Below are 20,535 nucleotides of genomic sequence, written 5' to 3'. Positions count from 1 at the left end.
CGATTTTGGTCTAACAAGTAATAAATGGTATTTATGAACCTGAAAGAGAAAATAGATGCAGAACAGCAAGACAAACCATTAGTCCTTTTATATATGGAGGGAATGTTTTGGAAAGCATACGAGCAATCAGCCATGCGGTTTACGAAGGAGATTAAAGCATACAAATTACAAAAGCGCTTTTTCAAGAATGTGAACAGCGAAGTTGTCTCGTTAGGTTTTCCCGATGGGAGCTTGCAGGAGGTGTTGAAGGGACGAGAATTTACGCGGATCAATGAAAAGCAGATCTCTTTTTTTTTGAATACTGCTTTTACAACCGATGAATTTGAGGACTGGAAAAAGGCACTTCCTCTCGAAACCGAAGCTGACGCTTCGGTTTCGAGTCCGGCTGTTACTCTTACGGTGCAACCGGATACCCGTTTTTCGGATGCCGAACGCCGCGTATTGGCACAGTTGTCTGCCTTCCGCGTCGAAACGGCTTCCCCTTTACAGTGTATGATGTTGGTTTCTGATTTACAGGCTTTGTTGAAACAATGATATACGATAATCTGCCTGTTTATAAGGCTTCATACGATCTGCTGTTGACTATATTCCGGTTGAACCGGAATTTTCAACGCGATTACCGTTATACACTGGGTGAAAATGTGAAAAACGAGTTGATTGCTTTATTGGTATGTATCTATCAGGCGAATGCCACCACGCAGAAAGCTCCCCATTTGTTGAAAGCAAGGGAGCACGTGGTAGTGATAAAATTGCAAATACGCTTGTTGATGGACCTTAAACAAATCAACCTCAAACAGTATGCCACTGCTGCCGAGCAGATCGAGTCGATCTCGAAGCAACTGGCAGCGTGGCATAAATCGAGCGAAAAAAAATAAATAGAAGGGCGATTCTTGTCCGGAGTACCGATAGCTAAGGTTATCGGTAGAGAGACTTGTAAATTCAGTAACCCACTGGCAGAGTAAACAGACGTTAGGATGAATAAGGCGTATCCACGTTTCTGCTAGTTAATTTTCCCGGTTATCAGCATATTTGCTTAAGTGCATCTGTTCCGATAATTCATCAGAGGTTACTTATCTTGCCTGCTGCGGGCAACCGCAACAACAGTACTGGAGGCTCCAACAATCAGGGTAGCAACGGCAACTACTGGTCGTCGTCTGCTCCTGCTGTTAGCGTCAACGCCAGCAACGTGAACTTCAATAGCGCAGGTAAGTTGAATACGAACACGAACAATCGTGCCAACGGCTTCTCGGTGCGTTGTGTCCAAGCATTTACTAGTCGCCTTTTATTTATAAGTTGAACTAATGTATGGATTTGATTGAAGACATATTCAAAGCCTATTTCGATGCCCGACGCGGGAAACGAAACTCGGTGAATCAGCTTCGGTTTGAAATGAACCTGGAGGAAAACCTCGTCGCGCTTTATCGCGAAGTGGCCGACCGCAGGTATCAGGTAGGGCGAAGTATCTGTTTCATGGTGACATATCCCGTAAAGCGGGAAGTGTTTGCCGCCGATTTTCGCGACCGCATCGTTCATCATCTGTTATTCAATTACATTTCGCCGATATTCGAACGGGTTTTTATTGATGATTGTTATTCCTGCCGGAAAAACAAAGGTACATTATTCGGGATTAAGCGTCTCGATAAGCATATCCGCAGTTGTTCGCACAACTATACGAAGGATTGTTATGTGCTGAAGCTCGACCTTCAGGGATATTTCATGAATATAAACCGTCAGATATTATATGATTCCATCCTGAAAACGTTAGACAGATACGGATATCTGGAAATGCCGGACGGTATTCATTGGGAGGATTCGGAAGAATACGAGTTGGTAAAATATCTTTTGCCGCTTGTGGTATTTAATGATCCTACGCTGAACTGTGTCAGGCGGGGGGATGTGGCTGACTGGGAAGGACTTCCTCCTTCCAAAAGCCTGTTTCATTCGCCGCAAGGATGCGGGTTGCCTATCGGTAACCTGACGTCGCAACTGTTTAGTAATATTTATCTCACACCTTTCGATAATTATGTGAAACGGGAGTTGGGAATTAAGCATTACGGACGGTATGTCGACGACTTTTTCCTGGTTCATGAGGACAAGGAAGTATTGAAATCCCTGATCCCTGAAATCCGTAATTATCTGTGGAATACGTTGGGAGTGACGTTACATCCTAAAAAGATAGCATTGCAGCATTATACAAACGGGGTGGAGTTTCTGGGTGCGATGGTTAAGCCGGGTCGTATCTATATCCAGAACCGTGCCAAGCGGAAGTTTGCTGCCGAAATGTATTATTGGGAGAGTAACCTGGATGATAATCGGGCGCCTCCCGACAAACTTCGGATGATGCGTGCATCCATCAATTCGTATTTGGGTATAATGCAGCATTTCTGCACCTTGAATATAAAAAGAAAGATTCTGGGCCGTTGTTCGCAGATATATCTCTACGGATATTTCTGCAACGGTTTCCAGAAATACATATTACGTAAAGAATTTGAAAAATATCCGGGGATAAACCGGATAAATCATTTGGTATAAACAATTAAACAACGAATGAAATGGCTGATTACGAAAAAGACCATTATTGGGAATTCACCCTGCGTGACAATCCCTTGACAAAAGACAATACGGAGGACTGTGTGGCCGAAGTGAAAAGCGGGCCCAGGACGTTGCGCAAAGAGGATATTGCCAAGGAGATCAAACGTACCGGTTCCGAATTGAAGCTGCCGACTATCCTTTCGGTAACCACCCAAAGCAATGATATTATAATGGAAGCCTTGTTGAACGGCGATAGCGTGATTACCGACATTTGTCAGTTCATCCCGCGTATCACAGGCCCGTTTTATAATGTAGATGCTCCGTTCGATCCGGCTATCCACCGGCTGACGTTCGACGTAATATTTACCAAAACGATGCGCGAAGGGTTAAAGAAAGTAAAGACTATCAAGCTGGGAGCTAAAGAAAGCGTGGCTCGTATCGGCACTGTTACGGATACGCTGACCGGCCTGATCGACGGAACGATCACTCCGAACGAAGATATCATGATTTCAGGAGATCTGATCAAGATCGCCGGCGATGAGTCCGTAGTCGGTATTTTCTTCGTGCCGGAAAGCGGCGAGGCGGTAAAAGTAACGCGCCGTCTGACTCAAAACGATCCCGGCAAGATAATCGCCCGTGTACCTGCCCTGGCGGATGGTAGCTATACGTTACGTATTGTAACACAGTATAGTACAAGTAGCCATCAACTAAAAGAGGCCCGTACGCTTGAATACAAGAAGCCCCTGTTCGTAGGCGATCCCGGCGGCGAGGATGATCGCCCCGTAATCGAGTAATTCTCGTCGGGTGTGTCGACAAGCGTTAGTCGATGATGCCGACCTGTGTTTGTCGATCCCTTCGACACGTGCGTGTCGACACCTCCGACTAACGTTAGTCGATAGGGCTGACACCGCCCCTACATTCACATCTGATAATAATTGAAACAAATGAAAATAAACCATTTGATTGGAATCTTATTTTGCAGTTCCTTGCTGCTTGCCTGTAGCGAAGAGCACAGTGTGAAAACTGTGCCGTCTGCCCGGCGTACTGTCCTGGTTTATCTGGCGGGCGATAACAGTCTGTCGGGTGAAGTATGGGAGAAGGTGGACGCGCTTGTTTCGGGCTGGCATAATATGCAGGATAACCTGCTGATCTATCAGGATACACGGGGGGAGAAAGGAACTCCTTCACTGATGAAGGTGATTTGCAATGGTAGTCATTCCTATACCGAGGTCGTAAAAGAATATCCGGATGCCAATTCGGCTGATCCGCAGGCCTTTTCGGATGTTTTGAGGGATGCAACGAGTGGTTTTCCGGCTCCTTCTTACGGGTTGTTGCTTTTCAGTCATGGAACGGGCTGGCTGCCTGCTGGAAGTTATGTCGATCCACGTGCTGCTTATCGACCTGCTGGAAGAGGGGTGTCAGGAGAAGGGCTTCGTTCTATCATTGACGATGCCGGACGCGAGATGGAGATAGCGGATTTTGCAGCGGCTATTCCTGACGGACAGTTTGACTTTATCGTTTTGGAAGCGTGCCTGATGGCTAGTGCGGAGGTGGCTTACGAGTTACGGGACAAGGCCGGTTATCTGCTTGCATCATCGACTGAAATACTGAGTCCGGGGTTCACTCCGGTGTACGAAGATATGCTTCAGGCTTTGTTTGCACAACCTGAAGCGGCACTGACAGAGGTGGCTGCTGCCTATTATACGTATTGCAATGAACAGGAAACTCCTTACCGGAGTGCCACGGTCAGTGTGATACGGTTGGATGAAATGGAGGAACTGGCACGGGCAGTAGGAGAGGTATATCGTCTTTTGCCTGATGAGATCAGTAGTGAAGAGTTGAAAAACATTCAATGTTTCGACCGCTCGGACGATCGGCTGTTTTTTGATCTGGCAAGTCTGATTACCTATGCAACCGGAAAAGCGGACGGACGTGTAGTTGCGGAACATGCAACGGAGGTGTTGTCGGATGTTATTCGTTATAAGTGTGCGACACCTTTCTTTGTCAGTTTGCCGATACATAGCCATAGCGGCCTGACCGTTTATATACCACAGCATGACTATCCTGTATTGAACAAAGCCTGGGAGCAAACCGGATGGGGAATACAGATGAAATGAACAAATAAATAAAAAGAAAACAGTATGAATAAAACAGAATTAACAAAACGAGTATCTAAACGTATGTCTATCACCCAAGTGGAAGCCAGGCGTTTTATAAACGCTTTCGAGGCTTCTATGGCGGATGCGTTGAAAGAAGATAAAACTTTGATGTTGCAAGGGTTTGGAACCTTCTATCTTTGGGAGCAATCAGCCCGTGAAGGCCGTAACCCGCGTACGGGAGAGGCTTGTTTGATCCGTCCCCGCTTAAGTGCAAAATTCAAACCGGGGAAGATTTTGCTGAAGGATTTAAATAAATAGGGATGATTGTCAGTTGACAGTTGGGCTTCGCGCTCGGATGTAGAAAGATATGAGTCAAATGTAGAAATAACTGAGCTATTATAGCAAGATATGAGCTTATGTGCCCACCGGCTAACTGTCCTTAATAAGACAAACCCAGTTACAGGTTTATTTGCCGTCAGTTTTAACTGACGGATCAGTAAATGATCTATTTCTCTGGACTTTAGTCCCATTTTAAACAGTCTCTTTATTTACAGAGAAATGTGGCTAAAGCCAAAAAAGGATAAACAACTTGTAATCCGTCAGCTAAAGCAGACGGCAAATGAACCTGTAATGGCGAAGTCTCTTTGATAAGGGGAAGCTTCAATGATAGCTCATATCTGACAATAATATAGCTCAAAACCGGTAAAGCATAAATTTTCTTAAGCTTGTGTTGTATTTCTCCAAACCCGTACCATATAAAATGGCAAATGTGTGAATGCGAATACGAACGAAATGATCAGTAGAATCTTGCTTTCATCCCATCCCACTGTCTGCTGATGCCATAGTCCGGTGATAACACAGAGGACGGAGAGGGTGATACCTATCATGTTGAGTGAAAGCTGCCCTTTACGATGCTGCTGCATATATTCCAGTTTGCTGTGTTTAATGCCATAGCAAGCATAGATATCCAGTCCGAGCAACATCCATAAGATTAAACGTATCCAGGTATCGGCCGGGAGAAAGAGCATCATACAAAGGCAGGTCACGATTCCCAGAATAGGAATGAGCGGAACAAACGGCGTTTTGAAAGCTCGCTGAACGTCCGGCATTGTCTTTCTTACCACCAATACTCCGGCACATACCAGTGTGAATGCAAATAAAGTTCCGATACTGGTCATTTCACCTGCTACACGGGCCGGAACAAAAGCTGCCAACAGTCCTACCAACAGCATAAAAAGCAGATTACTTCGTGCCGGCGTACGGAACTTTTCGTTGATATGGGAGAAGAAAGGAGGTAAAAGTCCGTCACGACTCATACTAAGGAATACGCGGCTTTGTCCAAGCAGGGTCACCATGATAACCGAACAGTAACCGAACAGAATGGCCAGAACGATCGCTTTATTCAGCCAGGGATAATCCGGCTGGATGATACCTGCCGTATCTGCATTCCCCATATGTGAAATAGCAACGGCTACGGGAGCAATCCCTTCTTGTCCGCCAAACTGGGTATAATGTGCCACCCCTGTCATCACATGGGCGAACAGCATATACAAGACGGTACACACCAATAGAGAGACGAGAATACCGATCGGCATGTCGCGTTTCGGGTTTTTAGCTTCTTGTGCTGCGGTAGATACTGCATCGAATCCGAGGAAAGCGAAAAAGACGATAGCCGCTCCGCGAAGTACTCCCGAGAAACCGAACTCACCGAGCGTTCCCGTATTGGCAGGGATATAAGGTATATAATTGTCCGTATTGATATATTTCCAACCCAGTACAACGAAAACCAGTACCACGGAAACCTTCAGGAATACAATGATCCCGTTAAAGATCGAACTACCTTCCGTTCCGCGGATCAGGAAGATACTCATCAGGACAACGATCAGGAAAGCAGGGATATTGACTATGCCACCATCCCAGGGACAGGCAGTAAGTGTTTGTGGTAAATGAATGCCTAACCCTTCCAGGAAAACTACGAGGTAGCGGCTCCAACTGATACTGACGGTCGTTGCCGCCACGGTGTATTCGAGAACGAGATCCCAACCGATAATCCAGGCGATCAGTTCGCCCATAGTCGCATACGAGTAGGTGTAGGCACTTCCGGCCACCGGGATCATCGAAGCAAACTCAGCATAACACAGTCCGGCAAAGCAGCAACCCAGGGCAGCAATGGCAAACGATAAGGTGATGGCCGGTCCGGTATATCCGGCTGCAACGGTTCCTGTGATCGAGAATAATCCCGCTCCGATAATAACGCCGACGCCTAGTGCTACCAGGCTCCACGGCCCCAATACCCGTTTTAATGTTTTACTTCCCGATTCATTTGCTTCTGCCTGTAGGGTTCCCAGAGGTTTCTTTATGAATAATCCCATTTTCTTTTATTTGTGCATTTTGATAACCGGGCACAAAGGTAGAGATTACGGAAAAGATATACAAATTCAATTATGGATTGACAATCGTTCCCAGACGTAGGAGGGGATCAGTTTCCAGAAGAACACAAGAGTTACATAACGCCAGTCGATGATGACAGTGCGTTTTTTTCTGCTCAGTGCCCTCACGATCTTTTGGGCAACTCGTTCAGGACGCATCAAAAGAGGATATTTATCATTTTTCAATAGGTCTGTTTTTACGAAGCCGGGACGGATATCGGTAAAATGTATAGGCAGTTTCTCCATTCTGGCCAATTGGGCCAGAGCGTCGATGTAGGTATTCTGAAATCTTTTGGTGGCCGAATAGGCAGGAGCGGCTCCCAAGCCTTTTGTTCCGGCTATGGAACTGATGACAGCCAGATGTCCTGCCCCTTGTTCCTGAAAATAATGGTAGGCGGCTGTTACCATGCGGGTAAAACCGATAGCATTGGTATTCACCGTTGCCAGTTCTATGTCCGGATTTAACATCCTATTCTGGCTACCGATGCCTGTACTGAGCAGGAATAGATCCATGCCTCCCAACTTGTCGGTCAGTTGATGAAGTTTTTCTACTGCATCGACCTCGGTAACATCAAGTTGTTGTATCTCTATCTGTTCAGGAGCCTGTTCTTTGAATGCTTCGAGCCGTTCGATACGGCGTCCTGCCACTCCGATACGCCAACCTAGCTGACGGTATATTTTTGCAACTTCATAACCGATACCCGACGTTGCTCCGATGATAACAATCCTCTTGACCATTTCCCTTGTTTAAAATATATAGTGGGACAAATATAGGGATATACTGTGAATATAGGAAATTATTATCTTTGTAAACCTTATAACGGATTCAGTAATCCCAAAAACAAAAAAGATCGTATGACAAGAATACTGATAGTAGAAGATGAACAGCGTGTAGCGGAGCTCCTGAAGGCCGGTCTGGAAGATTCCGGCTATCAGGTGTCGGTGGCTTTTGACGGGGAGATGGGGTTGCGTCTTTTTCGGGCTTCGGGGTTCGATCTGGTGATCTCCGATATTATCCTGCCGAAGATGAATGGTTTTGAGTTGACGAAAGAGGTGCGGCAACTGAATCCGGATATCCCTGTTCTGATGCTTACTGCTTTGGGCACAACCGATGACAAGCTGGACGGCTTCGATGCCGGAGCGGACGATTATATGGTCAAACCTTTCGATTTCCGCGAACTGGATGCCCGTATCAGGGTGTTGCTGAAAAGAAAAGTTGTCGCTTCGCAGACTGTCCAACCCCAGGAGTTAAACTATGCCGACCTTCGTATCGATCTGTCCGGCAAGTCTGTCTTCCGTGATGGACGTGAGATAAAACTGACACCTAAAGAGTTCAATTTGCTGGCTTATATGATGGAGAATCCGGAGCGTGTCCTGTCGCGTGCGGAGATAGCCGATAAGGTTTGGAACACTCATTTCGATACGGGGACTAATTTTATCGATGTCTATATCAATTATCTTCGAAAGAAAGTCGACCGTGATTTTTCTGTTAAACTGATCCATACTAAGCCAGGCATGGGTTTTATACTGCGTACCGATGAAAATCAGGACTAAACTGACGATCCGTTATACGGCAGTCACAGCTACTGTCTTCCTATTCCTGATGGGAATGATCTGGTTCTTGTCGGAAAGTAACCGGAAAAGTGTTTTTTATCGTGACCTGAAAAAGGAGGGGATTACGAAAGCCAATCTGTTCCTGCAACATAAGGTCGATGCCGCTACCATGCAATCCATTTACATGAAAAACCGAGAGTTTATCGATGAGGTGGAGGTGGCGGTCTATGACCCGTCGTTCAACCTGCTTTATCATGATGCCAAAGAGATAGACCGGGTGAAAGAAACCCCGGAAATGATCCGGCGCATTGTCGAAAAGAAATCTATCGAATTCTTTGAAGGAGATTATCAGGTGGTCGGACTTTTGTATCCGTTTGAGGGGAAAGACTATGTAATCACGGCTGCTGCATTTGACGGTTATGGCTATGCGAAACTCGATGCTTTACGGAATATCCTGCTGATATTATGGGGTATCGGGCTGGCGGTACTGGCTGTTGTGGGGTATTTTCTGTCGCGAAGTGCTTTGTCGCCTGTCTCGAATATCGTCAGGAAGGTGGAGAAGATAACGGCATCCAATCTGGACGAAAGAGTTCCGGTAGCGGACGAGAAAGACGAGTTGGGAGAGTTGGCTGTGACCTTCAACCATACGCTCGACCGGTTGGAGCAGTCGTTCGATGCGCAGAAAATGTTTGTCAGTAATGTCTCCCATGAACTTCGTACGCCTATGGCTGCCTTGATCGGTGGCCTGGAGGTTACGCTTCTCAAGGAGCGTTCCGGTGAAGCCTATCGGAAAGCGGTGGAAGAGGCTTTGACGGATGCGGATAAGGTGGTGAAATTGTCTGAGGGCTTGCTCAACCTGGCCCGTGCCAGTTATCAGCCGGAGCAGATCAGTATGGAAGAGGTACGCCTGGACGAATTGTTGCTCGATGCCCGCGAACTGGTTTTGAAAGCCAATAAGGAGTATAAGGTCAATCTGCTTTTTGAAGAAGAGACTGACGACGATGCCATGATCACCGTTTCCGGGAATGCTTATTTATTGAAAACAGCCTTTGTAAATCTGATGGAGAACAACTGTAAATTCTCCGACGACAAAACTTCCTCAGTACAGATATCTTTCTATGAAGAAAAATCCATCCTCCGCTTTTCCGATTCAGGCATCGGAATCCCCGCAGAAGATATGGAACATCTTTTTACCGCCTTTCACCGTGGCAGTAACCGTAACTATGCTGTCGGCAATGGAATAGGGATGGCGTTAGTTCAAAAGATCGTTTTCCTCCACAAAGGAAATATCTACGTTCATTCTTATCCGGGCGAGGGGACTGTGTTTGTGGTGGAGTTTCCGCATATATAATTAGCATAATACAAAATATTATGTACCTTTGCCGCATGTTAAACAAACTATTTAAATCGGATTTGGTGTAGTAAACAATCTGTATTCCTTGTACAGGTTGTCCTTTCGTTTATTCCCGGGTAATTCTGCTCGGGCATAATTTCTATTGTATTAGTTCAATTTTAATCAGTGTACAATGATGATAGCATTGTTATGCTTTCACGAGTATGCTATATACATAAAAGAAAATGAGTAACGAAAATAAAACAATTCACGAATTCGATATTAATTTAATCTGCGAATATTTTTTAAACACAGAACGTCAGGGACCCGGAAGTCCCGAAGTGACCCTTAAAGCATTGAGCTTTATAGACAACCTGACCGACCGGTCCCTTATCGCCGATTTGGGTTGCGGTACGGGTGGACAGACAATGACATTGGCGCAGCATGCGCCGGGACATATTACGGGTCTCGACTTTTTTCCGGGATTCATCGACCGGTTCAACGACAATGCCAGGAAACTGAATCTTCAGGATAGAGTGGAAGGAATCGTCGGTTCGATGGATAACCTTCCTTTCGGAGAAGGTGAATTAGACCTGATCTGGTCGGAAGGAGCTATTTATAATATCGGCTTTGAACGCGGACTGAACGAATGGCGTAAATATCTGAAAACAGGAGGATATATCGTCGTTTCCGAAAGCACATGGTTTACCGAAGAACGTCCGGCAGAGATCCATGATTTTTGGATGGAGGCTTATCCGGAAATAGATACTATTCCCAATCAGGTAGCCCTGATACAAAAGGCCAGGTATCTTCCTGTCGCTTCCTTTATTTTGCCTGAGACTTGCTGGACAGAGCATTATTTTGCGCCTTTGGTTAAAGCACGGGAAAAGTTTCTAGCCAAATATCCGGGAAATAAAACAGCCGAAGAACTTGTCGCGATGTCACATCACGAAGAGGAATTATACCGTAAGTATAAAGGATTCTACGGCTATGTGTTTTATATCGCTAAAAAGATAACGCTATGATCTGTTTGGATATGTATGGTTGGAATGACAGGTTGAACCAACTGAAACAAGAATCGGCATATAATACGTTATCTCACGGACGGATAGCCGTCGTGCATCGCACCTGTTATGAAGTTATTTCCGAAAATGGATTGTTCCAATGTGAGTTGACGGGAAATATGATGTATGGAAGATCTGACTTTGAACTGCCTTGTACGGGCGATTGGATTCTGTTTCAACCTTTCGACGATAGTAAAGGGATTATCGTCGATATGCTGCCCCGTGAACGGACTTTATACCGCAAGAGAAATGGAACGGTAGCCGGAAAACAGGTAATTGCTTCGTATGTTGATAAGGCGTTTATCGTGCAGAGTCTCGATGATAATTTCAATATGCGCAGGGTGGAACGTTTCATGGTTCAGATATTGGAAGAAAATATCCATCCCGTATTGATACTCAATAAGACTGATTTGTCTTTTGATAAACAGGAGACAGAGGAAGCAATCAGGCATCTTACCCGTAGGATGCCGGTGTTCTTCACAAGTATCCATCACCCTGAAACGGTTTCCCGGTTAAGGGAATCCATATCGGAAGGCGAAACGGTGGTGTTTGTCGGTTCGTCGGGTGTGGGGAAGAGTTCTCTTGTTAATGCGCTTTGTGAAAGGTCGGTGCTGCTGACGTCGGATATAAGCCAGTCCACAGGAAAAGGACGGCATACTTCCACCCGGCGGGAAATGGTCTTGATGGACGGCTCAGGTGTTTTAATCGACACTCCGGGTATTCGTGAATTTGGATTAGCTGTAGATAATCCCGATTCACTTGCTGAAATGCTGGAAATTTCCAGTTATGCAGAATCATGCCGCTTCAAGGATTGTACACATACCAATGAACCTGGTTGTGCTGTTCTGGAAGCAGTTGCAGAAGGTTTGCTAGATACCAAAGTGTATGAAAGCTATCTGAGACTAAAGCGTGAAGCCTGGCATTTCTCCGCCTCCGAGCATGAAAAACGTAAAAAGGAAAAATCCTTTACAAAGCTCGTGGAAGAAGTGAAGAGGCGTAAGGCTGATTCCTGATTTTTATTTATATGGTGCAGGTTTCTTCGGATTCCTGCATTGTATTATATTATTTTTTAGACCTACAAACTTTAGGGTAGAATGGTTTTTGTTTTGTGTATAAAATAAAAATGGACAAATGGATGTCATCAAATAAAATACTATAACGAATAAATCCATGATAAATAAGAAAGAACTTGTATTAAAACCTCTGATGGATGAAAATATCATTTCTATAAAGGCATTACTGAGAAATGGCTTTCAGAAGAAAGGCGATGGAGACTATAGAAAAGTAATAATAGATCGTTAAATCATTCGACTATGAATATAACAATACTTGGATTCGGGTGCGGGTTTACGTTATTCAATAGTACCTGTCGTTTGTTTACGTATTGCCGGAATAAGAAACAAAACTGATCCCAATAAAAAAAATAATACCCCGATAATTGTAGAGACTGCACCTAGTTCCCAAAATACAAATTGTTGAATTGCTCGAATAAACCAGAATCCAGCAGTACTCATCAAGAAGCATTTTCCAAGATTTGTTGTAAATAGTTCTTTATGAAACGCAAAGCAAATTACCGCAGTAAAGATAAAGTAGTAGATTATTTGAACATTTAGAATAGGCATGATCCATTTATTGGTGAATGACAGCTTTTCCAACTCTGTGTTCCAGTCCCATATTTTCCAAAATCCGATGTGGAATAGCACAAAGAATATGTTATATATCCCGCCTGCAAAAATTACTTTTTTCATCTTATCTGTTTTTAAGTGTTATAGTATCTCCGAAAGTGATTTGTATAATAGTATAGGATACAAATATATGAAAAAGGCTGATATATAGGTAATTATTTCAATATGTATTGTGAGCTTTCGTTGTATGCCCCAATTTTATTGGGGTTAATAGTATTTTCCGATTCCGCCGAATCCGGTTATTATTTTATTTTCTCTCGTTTTATTGATAAAGTTGTTTAATCGTTTTTCAAATTCTTCAGGTCGTTTTCTTGCTGCTTCAATGTATGCGATTCGGATACGTTTATATGGGTCGGAAAATTGTTGATAGTTTTTCCATACTATCTTATTTTCTTTCAGTTTGTCAATTATATCGTTAGGGAAAATGAAAGGGTCAGACAGAACATTTCGTATTTTGTCTTCAAATTTGGGGTGTATCATTTTATTTTCCAATAACCATTTAAGTCTTTCTTTGTTGGCTTGCGAGTATGTGCTTTTTGGGTTTCTAGGCGTGAAACGCTGAATTTTATGTTTTTTGTCAAGTGTTTTTATCGTACTGTCGATCCACTCGAAACAAAGGGCTTCTTCAACAGCGTCGTTGTATGTAATACTTTTTTTGTCTGACGACTTGCAAGGGAAGACAAACCAAATTTCGTCTTTGGTTTCAAAGTTGTCTGCCAACCACTTTCTCCAATCTTCCCTATTTTCAAAATATTTTATTTTATCTTCTGTCGTCATAGGGTCATTTCTTTGTAAACTCGATCGGCTCGATGTCATAATTTAGGGTTCTGATGTCGCAGTCTTCATAATCTATTCCGTAACGCATCCTGATTTCTGCAAAATGCGGACAGATATACGATGGAAATGTTGGGTCGACAGAACACCAACCTGCACCTTCTATGTAGCATTCAGGCCAGGCATGGGTACTTTCGGTATTCCATTCAGGGACATTCCAATATCCTACAGCAAAACGGGTCGGTATATTCATATAGCGCATCAATGCGGTAAATAGATTAGTATATTCGCTACAAGTACCTTTTCTTGTCTGGATAACTGTATTGACATCTACGGTTCTGCAAATCCCTGCATCGATCTGTTTGGCAATGGAGTCGGAAGGTGACAGATAGGTATAGACAAATTTAAGGGCTTTCTCTATTATGACAAAGGTTTGCGTTTCATCTTTGAACAGTGTATCGGCAATTTGTTTAACGTGTTTGTTTTGTGCATCTATCAACGGAGTAGATTGCAAAAATCTAGCGATCTCTCTGTCGTATTCCCGTGATTTGTCATACTTGGCTTCTTTCATTTTAGCCAGTTTGCTTCCATCCAGGTAGGGGTTGATAGTCGTGAGTGATATTTCGTAATTTTCTCCGTTTTTCGATATTTGGATAATCTGTTGAGGATAACAGTCTATTGCCTTAATATCTGGTTTCTTCACAGTAAAAGTAAAGTTGACGGTATCTTGGTTTTCCAGGCGAAAGTATTTGGAATATGATTGTGCAAAAGCCGATTGTGCAATAAATAGGCACAAAATCAGCATAAATGGATATTTACTCATGACGTTTCGTTTTATGATTTACAATTGGCGGCAAAGGTAGTAAATATTTGAGATGTTGGGATGAGGATAGAGGTATCAATATTTAGAAGCAGAAGTAAACTGTAAAATTCTAATGGTTCTCTAATACCCTTCTAATAGTTCTCTAACGGCTTGTCTGGCCGGGTGTCTCTACTTTTGCGTTGTCAAAAAGAGAGACATAAAACGAATACCAAACCGGAGACCTCCTGCTTTGGGAGCAGGGGGCTTCATAAAAGAGAATTATCATGTGGATCAGAAGAAAGAAAAGAAAGAACAACAACGCAATCTCTTTCAACAGCGAACGGGTATTTCTGGCAGCTACCCAACCACTGAAATCTGTATTCAGTTATTTCGACACTTCGCGTATGGGACTGACGGAAGGAGAAGTGACAGATCGTTTACGTTTTCATGGGCCTAACGAAATCGTACGCGAAAAGCGCGACCGTTGGCTGATCATGTTTATTAAAACCTTTATCAATCCTTTTATCGGTATATTGATGGCATTGGCGGTTGTCTCGCTGGTGATAGATGTCCTGATGGCTGCGCCGGAAGACAGGGAATGGGTGACCGTTATCGTTATTACGGCGATGGTGATGTTGAGTGCGGTACTTCGTTTCGTGCAGGAATGGAAATCGGGTAGGGCTTCGGATGCCTTGAAACGGATGGTGAAAAATACAGCTACCGTCTACCGCCTGGGTGCAAAAGACGGGCAGGAAGTGAATATTGCAGAACTTGTGCCGGGAGATATCGTTTACCTGGCTGCCGGTGATATGGTGCCTGCCGATATCCGTATCGTGGAATCTAAGGATTTGTTTGTCAGCCAGTCGTCGTTGACGGGCGAGTCGGATGCCATAGAGAAAAGAGCGGAACTGGGGAAGAGGACGCACCGGACGGGCAGTGTGGTCGAGTTGGATGATATCTGCTTCATGGGGTCGAATGTGGTGAGCGGATCAGCAATAGGCGTGGTGTTTGCTACCGGGCGTTCTACCTATCTGGGGACGATTGCCAAAAGCCTGACGGGGGTGCGGGCGCAGACGAGTTTTGACCGGGGAATCAATAAGGTGAGTTTGTTGCTGATACGGTTTATGCTGGTGATGGTTCCGTTTGTGTTCCTGATTAACGGGTTGAGCAAAGGGGACTGGTTCGATGCTTTTCTGTTTGCGGTGTCGGTTGCTGTCGGTCTTACGCCGGAGATGTTACCGATGATCGTTACCTCTAATTTGGCGAAAGGAGCTGTCAGTATGTCGCGCCGCAAGACGATCGTGAAGAATCTGAATGCGATACAGAGTTTCGGAGCGATGAATATTCTTTGTACGGATAAGACGGGGACGTTGACGCGTGATAAGATCGTATTGGAAAAATATCTCAATGTGCATGGGGATGACGATCTGCGTGTGTTGCGGCATGCCTATTTCAACAGTTATTTCCAGACCGGGTTGAAGAACCTGATGGACAAGGCGATCCTTTCGCATGCGAAGGAACTGGATTTCGAACATCTGGGTGATAAATACAGGAAAGTGGACGAGATTCCGTTCGACTTTACCCGCCGCCGTATGTCGGTGATCGTGGAAGATAACGACGGTAAACGACAGATCATCACCAAAGGGGCGATCGAGGAGATGATGCAGATCTGTTCGTATGTGGAATATAACGGTGAAGTATGCCCGATGACGGACGAGCTGAAGCAGATTGCTTTGGCAATAAGCGGGCGGATGAACCGTGACGGTATGCGTGTGCTGGCTGTTGCCCAGAAGAGCTGGATAGAAAAGGAACTGGATTTCTCGGTGGAGGATGAAATGGATATGGTGTTGATAGGTTATCTGGCTTTCCTCGATCCTCCCAAATCCTCGGCTGCCGGAGCGATCCGACAGTTACATGAGCATGGTGTAGAGGTGAAGGTATTGTCAGGCGATAACGAGGCTGTGGTGAAAGCGGTCTGCCGCCAGGTCGGTGTGGATATTACGCATACGTTGCAGGGACCGGAGATCGAGAAGATGACGGACGAGGAACTGGTGAAGGAGCTGCAATATACGACGGTTTATTCGAAACTGACTCCGATGCAGAAAATGCGTATTATCACGTTACTGCAACAGGGTGGGAATACGGTTGGTTTCCTGGGGGACGGGATTAACGATGCGTCGGCCTTGCGTCAGTCGGATATCGGAATTTCGGTAGATACGGCGGTTGATATTGCCAAGGAGAGTGCCGATATCATTCTGCTGGAAAAGGATTTGATGGTGCTGGAGCAGGGTGTTCTCGAAGGGCGTAAGATATTCGGCAATATCATGAAGTATATCAAGATGACGGCGAGTTCGAATTTCGGTAATATGTTCAGTGTGTTAGCGGCGAGTGCTTTTCTGCCTTTCCTGCCGATGCTTCCGATTCATTTGCTGGTGCAGAACCTGTTGTATGATGTTTCGCAGACGACGATACCGTTTGACAAGGTCGACCGCGAATACCTGCTGAAGCCGCGTAAGTGGGATGCTTCCGATCTGAGCCGTTTCATGATCTGCATCGGGCCGATCAGTTCGATATTCGATATTACGACTTATCTGTTGATGTGGTATGTATTCGGGTGTACTTCGCCGGAACATCAGGCTTTGTTCCAAAGCGGCTGGTTCGTGGAAGGGCTGCTTTCGCAGACATTGATCGTGCATATGATCCGTACACGGAAAATACCGTTCATACAAAGCCGCGCTTCATGGCCGGTATTGCTCACCACTTTTGCGATCATGGCGATCGGCATTATCCTGCCGTTTACAGGGATAGGGGCATCTATCGGGCTTGTACCGCTGCCGCTGAGTTATTTCCCCTGGTTGATTGCTACTTTACTTGGATATTGTATGTTGACTCAATTTGTAAAACAATGGTACGTAAAACGGTTTACACGCTGGCTATAATAGTGTTGCAGATGGGTGAGGAGAAAGTGGTTTTTGCCCAGGCAAAACTGGAGGCATCCGTTCAGTACACTACCGAACTGCAATCGGATTTAGGCAATCGGTTGAATTGGGTGAATCTTCTTTCTCTCCGCGTTGCGATTCCGACCGAACGGCTGGGGCTGTGGAGTAATGGGAAGTTGGAGGTCCAGACGATCTCCGTCTATAAGACTTCCCGCGAACGGATCGCTGGAGACAGGCAAGTTTTTTCAAATATAGAAGAGGACAATCTGCCTTTCAGCCCCTTTCTCCTGGGATATTCCCAGCAAATAGGAAAAGTACTTTTGTTCGGGGGATTGCGGAATGTGAACGAGGATTATTTCACAACTCCCTACACCTCCCTGTTTACGAACAGCTCTTGTGGAATTTATCCGACGCTATCGGCTAATTATGTATTGGCAAACTATCCTTTGTCTGCCGTTTGCCTGCATCTGGAATACCGGATAAACGAGATGATCAGGATAAAGAACAGTCTTTATAACGGGCAGGCTTATCTGCCTTTTAAGCAGGGAAGTTCGGTATTTGCCGTTTCACCGCAGCGGGATGGCTTAATGGATATTGCAGAAATGGATTATACTACAAACAGCAGTTATCATGGTTCTTATAATTTGGGTATTGTTGTACATGGCGGCAATCGTTGCTGTGATGCGGCAGACGACAGTTTGGCACCGGAGCAGGCATCGGCGGAAACGACGTCGGAGAAACATCGAAAGGTGAATTATGCCTGCTGGCTTTCGGTGGAGCAGGAGTGTTGGCATTCGGGCCGCTATTCGGCGGGAGTGTTGGGGCAGTATTCTTTCGCTCCATCCGATCGTAATGACTGTCGGCGGTATATGGCTGCAGGAGGTATTTTCAAAGGACTATTTTCGGCTTCGGGGGAAGATACTCTGGGGGTAGTCTTTTCGCAGGCTTCTTTCTCCGATATAAGGGAGAAGGCTTTGGAAATAACGTGGAATTATACGGTGTCGAATCATTTTAGCGTGCAACCTGCATTCCATTTTATACGGACTGGAAATGAGAGGTCTCATATTGCGATGTTGAGGGTGATGGTAGAGTATTAGCTTATAAATTCCAGGAGGTACAGGAACTTTCTCCTTATGGCCGTTGTTTTATTATTGATAAATAAAAGAGTTAGTATATGGAAAACGGCGTAATGATGCAATATTTCGAGTGGAATCTCCCGAATAACGGAAATTTGTGGAAACAGTTGAAAGAAGATGCATCTCATTTACATGAAATCGGTGTCACGGCAATCTGGATTCCGCCTGCATATAAAGCGGACGAGCAACAAGATGAAGGTTATGCCACGTACGATTTGTATGATTTGGGTGAGTTTGACCAGAAATGTACCGTCAGGACAAAGTATGGGACGAAGGAGGAACTGAAGGCAATGATCGATGAACTGCATAAATATCATATTTCGGTTTATCTCGATGTGGTACTGAACCATAAGGCCGGAGGCGATTATACTGAAAAGTTTATGGTTGTAGAAGTCGATCCAACCGACCGTACGAAACCTGTCAGCGATGAGTTTGAAGTACAAGGTTGGACCGGCTATAATTTCCACGGCCGGGGTGACAAGTATTCCGATTTTAAATGGCACTGGTATCATTTTTCCGGTATGGGTTTTGATGACAAATCAAGAAGGAGTGGTATTTTCCAGATCTTAGGTGAAAATAAGAACTGGAGCGAAGGAGTGGATTCCGAAAATGGGAACTACGATTTTCTTCTCGGAAATGATATCGACCTTAATCATCCCGAAGTAATAACAGAATTGAACCGTTGGGGAAAATGGGTTTCTAGCGAATTGAACCTTGACGGAATGCGTCTGGATGCTATCAAACATATGAAGGACCAGTTTGTCAAACAATTCTTAGAAGCTGTGAGAACCGAAAGGGGAGAAGACTTTTTTGCTGTAGGTGAATATTGGAACGGTGATCTGGAAACGTTGGACAACTATCTGGAAGCAGTCGGGAATAAAATCAGTCTGTTCGATGTGCCGCTTCATTATAATCTTTTCCAGGCTTCGCAGGAAGGAAAAGAATATGACTTGCAGAACATTCTGAAAAATACCTTGGTAGAACTGCATCCGGAACTGGCTGTCACCTTTGTCGATAATCATGACTCGCAACTGGGTAGTTCTCTGGAGTCACAGATCGAAGATTGGTTCAAACCGTTGGCCTATGGCTTGGTTTTACTCATAAAAGACGGCTATCCTTGTCTTTTTTATGGTGATTATTATGGTGTAAATGGAGAGAAGTCGCCCCACACGCAGATCATTGATCTTTTGTTGGATGCCCGTCGGAAATATGCTTACGGAGAACAAACAGATTATTTCGATCATCCTTCCACTGTTGGTTTCGTAAGGAGTGGGGATACTGAGCATCCGGGATCGGGTTTGGTTTTTCTGATTTCAAATGATGAAAAAGGCAGTAAGACGATGAATTTAGGCAAAGAGCATGCAGGAGAAAAATGGTATGAATTGACTGGAAGCGTTGCCGATGAAGTACAGATAGACAAAGAGGGAAATGGTGAGTTTTCCGTCAATGGTCGTAATTTGGCTGTTTGGATCAAAAAACATCAATAATAATGCTGCATTTGCTTAGTTATTCGTTTTTAAAGGAGATCGCTTTCGTATGAATTTAGAATGATTATACCTAAATATTTGATAAATAAAGAGAAAAGCCGGAGAAGTCAATATCAACTATTGCTTTTCCGGCTTATTAATTGTTTATGCTGTTTGAAATATGTTTCTTTCTATTTCTTCAGTAAGATCATTTCTATTTTTTCTTTCAGAACCTCTTTAGGCTGTGCGCCCTGAAGCATCTGAGGCGTTCCTTCCATCGGAATGTATAACAGAGCCGGTATTCCCTGAATGCCGAAAGCGGTTGCCAGTTCGGTCTCTTTGTCTACATCCACTTTGTAAATATCGATTTGTCCGGCATATTCCTTGGCCAGTTGGTCCAGAGAAGGTGCGATCATTTTGCAGGGGCCACACCAGTCTGCATAGAAGTCAATAATGGCTGGCTTGTTACCCAGATATTTCCATTCGTTCGGACTCGCTTCGAAATTATATACTTTCTTCAGAAAGCCTGCCTTGTTGATATGTATAGGAGCAGTAGCATCTTTTCCTGTCGTCTCGGTGCTACTTGCTGTTTCGTTGGTTTTGGCCTGCCCTTTGCATGAAGCTAAAGCCATAAAGCCAATCATTAAAGCCAGTAATGTGAAGATTTTTCTACTATTCATTCTATTTTATTGTTTAATTATTTCCACTGTCACAACTTTGTG

The 20,535-nt window shown here is 44.6% G+C and carries 20 protein-coding genes; 14 read left to right on the top strand and 6 right to left on the bottom strand.

Annotation, left to right across the window (positions count from 1 at the left end):
- The first annotated feature begins 33 nt into the window (after nt 1–33).
- From M1P97_RS07220 to M1P97_RS07195, 6 genes are all read left to right on the top strand, one after another.
- Complete coding sequence (locus tag M1P97_RS07220) at nt 34–534, top strand: hypothetical protein (protein ID WP_249388715.1); 501 nt, start codon at nt 34–36, stop codon at nt 532–534.
- Nucleotides 531–875: a four helix bundle protein gene (locus tag M1P97_RS07215; RefSeq protein WP_195372157.1), complete on the top strand. Its 345-nt coding sequence runs from the start codon at nt 531–533 to the stop codon at nt 873–875. The genes M1P97_RS07220 and M1P97_RS07215 overlap by 4 nt, the downstream gene beginning before the upstream one ends.
- A 430-nt stretch (nt 876–1,305) precedes the next feature.
- Nucleotides 1,306–2,532: an RNA-directed DNA polymerase gene (locus M1P97_RS07210; protein WP_249388714.1), complete on the top strand. Its 1,227-nt coding sequence runs from the start codon at nt 1,306–1,308 to the stop codon at nt 2,530–2,532.
- Between the two features lie 20 nt (nt 2,533–2,552).
- Complete coding sequence (locus tag M1P97_RS07205; RefSeq protein ID WP_195372155.1) at nt 2,553–3,326, top strand: DUF4469 domain-containing protein; 774 nt, start codon at nt 2,553–2,555, stop codon at nt 3,324–3,326.
- A 150-nt stretch (nt 3,327–3,476) separates the two neighbouring features.
- Entirely contained in the window at nt 3,477–4,649 is a 1,173-nt protein-coding gene (locus M1P97_RS07200; protein WP_249388713.1) for a clostripain-related cysteine peptidase, read from the top strand.
- Between the two features lie 24 nt (nt 4,650–4,673).
- Nucleotides 4,674–4,949 carry an HU family DNA-binding protein gene (locus tag M1P97_RS07195; RefSeq protein ID WP_195372153.1) on the top strand — a complete coding sequence of 92 codons (276 nt, stop codon included), beginning with the start codon at nt 4,674–4,676 and terminating at the stop codon, nt 4,947–4,949.
- A 401-nt stretch (nt 4,950–5,350) separates the two neighbouring features.
- On the opposite strand, the gene M1P97_RS07190 is transcribed toward M1P97_RS07195, so the two are convergent.
- Both M1P97_RS07190 and M1P97_RS07185 read right to left on the bottom strand, forming a co-directional pair.
- Nucleotides 5,351–7,003 carry an amino acid permease gene (locus M1P97_RS07190; protein WP_249388712.1) on the bottom strand — a complete coding sequence of 551 codons (1,653 nt, stop codon included), beginning with the start codon at nt 7,001–7,003 and terminating at the stop codon, nt 5,351–5,353.
- Nucleotides 7,004–7,069: 66 nt separating this feature from the next.
- On the bottom strand, nt 7,070–7,798 hold the full coding sequence (locus tag M1P97_RS07185; RefSeq protein ID WP_249388711.1) for an SDR family NAD(P)-dependent oxidoreductase: 729 nt from the start codon (nt 7,796–7,798) through the stop codon (nt 7,070–7,072).
- A 117-nt stretch (nt 7,799–7,915) separates the two neighbouring features.
- Here M1P97_RS07185 and M1P97_RS07180 point away from each other — a divergent pair, with 117 nt between their 5' ends.
- The 5 genes from M1P97_RS07180 (at nt 7,916) to M1P97_RS26265 (ending at nt 12,313) form a co-directional block, all read left to right on the top strand.
- Complete coding sequence (locus M1P97_RS07180) at nt 7,916–8,614, top strand: response regulator transcription factor (protein ID WP_249388710.1); 699 nt, start codon at nt 7,916–7,918, stop codon at nt 8,612–8,614.
- The gene (locus M1P97_RS07175; RefSeq protein ID WP_249388709.1) at nt 8,598–9,965 is read left to right on the top strand and encodes a sensor histidine kinase; all 1,368 of its coding nucleotides are present in this window, start codon (nt 8,598–8,600) and stop codon (nt 9,963–9,965) included. Before M1P97_RS07180 ends, M1P97_RS07175 begins: the two co-directional genes overlap by 17 nt.
- A gap of 227 nt (nt 9,966–10,192) precedes the next feature.
- Complete coding sequence (locus M1P97_RS07170) at nt 10,193–10,972, top strand: class I SAM-dependent methyltransferase (protein ID WP_249388708.1); 780 nt, start codon at nt 10,193–10,195, stop codon at nt 10,970–10,972.
- Entirely contained in the window at nt 10,969–12,024 is a 1,056-nt protein-coding gene (rsgA, locus tag M1P97_RS07165; RefSeq protein ID WP_195372147.1) for a ribosome small subunit-dependent GTPase A, read from the top strand. The genes M1P97_RS07170 and rsgA overlap by 4 nt, the downstream gene beginning before the upstream one ends.
- A 157-nt stretch (nt 12,025–12,181) precedes the next feature.
- Entirely contained in the window at nt 12,182–12,313 is a 132-nt protein-coding gene (locus M1P97_RS26265; RefSeq protein WP_262923227.1) for a hypothetical protein, read from the top strand.
- Nucleotides 12,314–12,363: 50 nt separating this feature from the next.
- Here M1P97_RS26265 and M1P97_RS07160 read toward each other — a convergent pair whose 3' ends face one another.
- The 3 genes from M1P97_RS07160 to M1P97_RS07150 all read right to left on the bottom strand — a co-directional run bounded on the left by M1P97_RS07160 (nt 12,364) and on the right by M1P97_RS07150 (nt 14,293).
- Complete coding sequence (locus M1P97_RS07160) at nt 12,364–12,759, bottom strand: hypothetical protein (RefSeq protein WP_195372146.1); 396 nt, start codon at nt 12,757–12,759, stop codon at nt 12,364–12,366.
- 144 nt (nt 12,760–12,903) lie between these two features.
- Nucleotides 12,904–13,473, bottom strand: a complete 570-nt coding sequence (locus tag M1P97_RS07155) for a YdeI/OmpD-associated family protein (protein ID WP_249388707.1) — start codon at nt 13,471–13,473, stop codon at nt 12,904–12,906.
- Nucleotides 13,474–13,477: 4 nt separating this feature from the next.
- Nucleotides 13,478–14,293: a transglutaminase-like domain-containing protein gene (locus M1P97_RS07150; protein ID WP_195372144.1), complete on the bottom strand. Its 816-nt coding sequence runs from the start codon at nt 14,291–14,293 to the stop codon at nt 13,478–13,480.
- A gap of 263 nt (nt 14,294–14,556) precedes the next feature.
- Here M1P97_RS07150 and mgtA point away from each other — a divergent pair, with 263 nt between their 5' ends.
- The 3 genes from mgtA to M1P97_RS07135 all read left to right on the top strand — a co-directional run bounded on the left by mgtA (nt 14,557) and on the right by M1P97_RS07135 (nt 19,834).
- Nucleotides 14,557–17,211, top strand: coding sequence for a magnesium-translocating P-type ATPase (mgtA, locus tag M1P97_RS07145; RefSeq protein WP_195372143.1), 2,655 nt, complete (start codon nt 14,557–14,559; stop codon nt 17,209–17,211).
- Nucleotides 17,178–18,308, top strand: a complete 1,131-nt coding sequence (locus M1P97_RS07140) for a carbohydrate porin (RefSeq protein WP_249388706.1) — start codon at nt 17,178–17,180, stop codon at nt 18,306–18,308. The genes mgtA and M1P97_RS07140 overlap by 34 nt, the downstream gene beginning before the upstream one ends.
- A 77-nt stretch (nt 18,309–18,385) precedes the next feature.
- Nucleotides 18,386–19,834 (top strand): alpha-amylase, encoded by a 1,449-nt coding sequence (locus M1P97_RS07135; RefSeq protein WP_249388705.1) that lies wholly within the window; start codon nt 18,386–18,388, stop codon nt 19,832–19,834.
- 170 nt (nt 19,835–20,004) lie between these two features.
- On the opposite strand, the gene trxA is transcribed toward M1P97_RS07135, so the two are convergent.
- Entirely contained in the window at nt 20,005–20,493 is a 489-nt protein-coding gene (gene trxA, locus M1P97_RS07130; protein ID WP_249388704.1) for a thioredoxin, read from the bottom strand.
- Nucleotides 20,494–20,535: the final 42 nt, after the last annotated feature.

Source organism: Parabacteroides leei (assembly GCF_023369805.1).
Classification (GTDB): domain Bacteria; phylum Bacteroidota; class Bacteroidia; order Bacteroidales; family Tannerellaceae; genus Parabacteroides; species Parabacteroides leei.
Note: the sequence above shows the minus strand (reverse complement) of the source record. Positions and strands in the feature narration are given on the sequence as shown.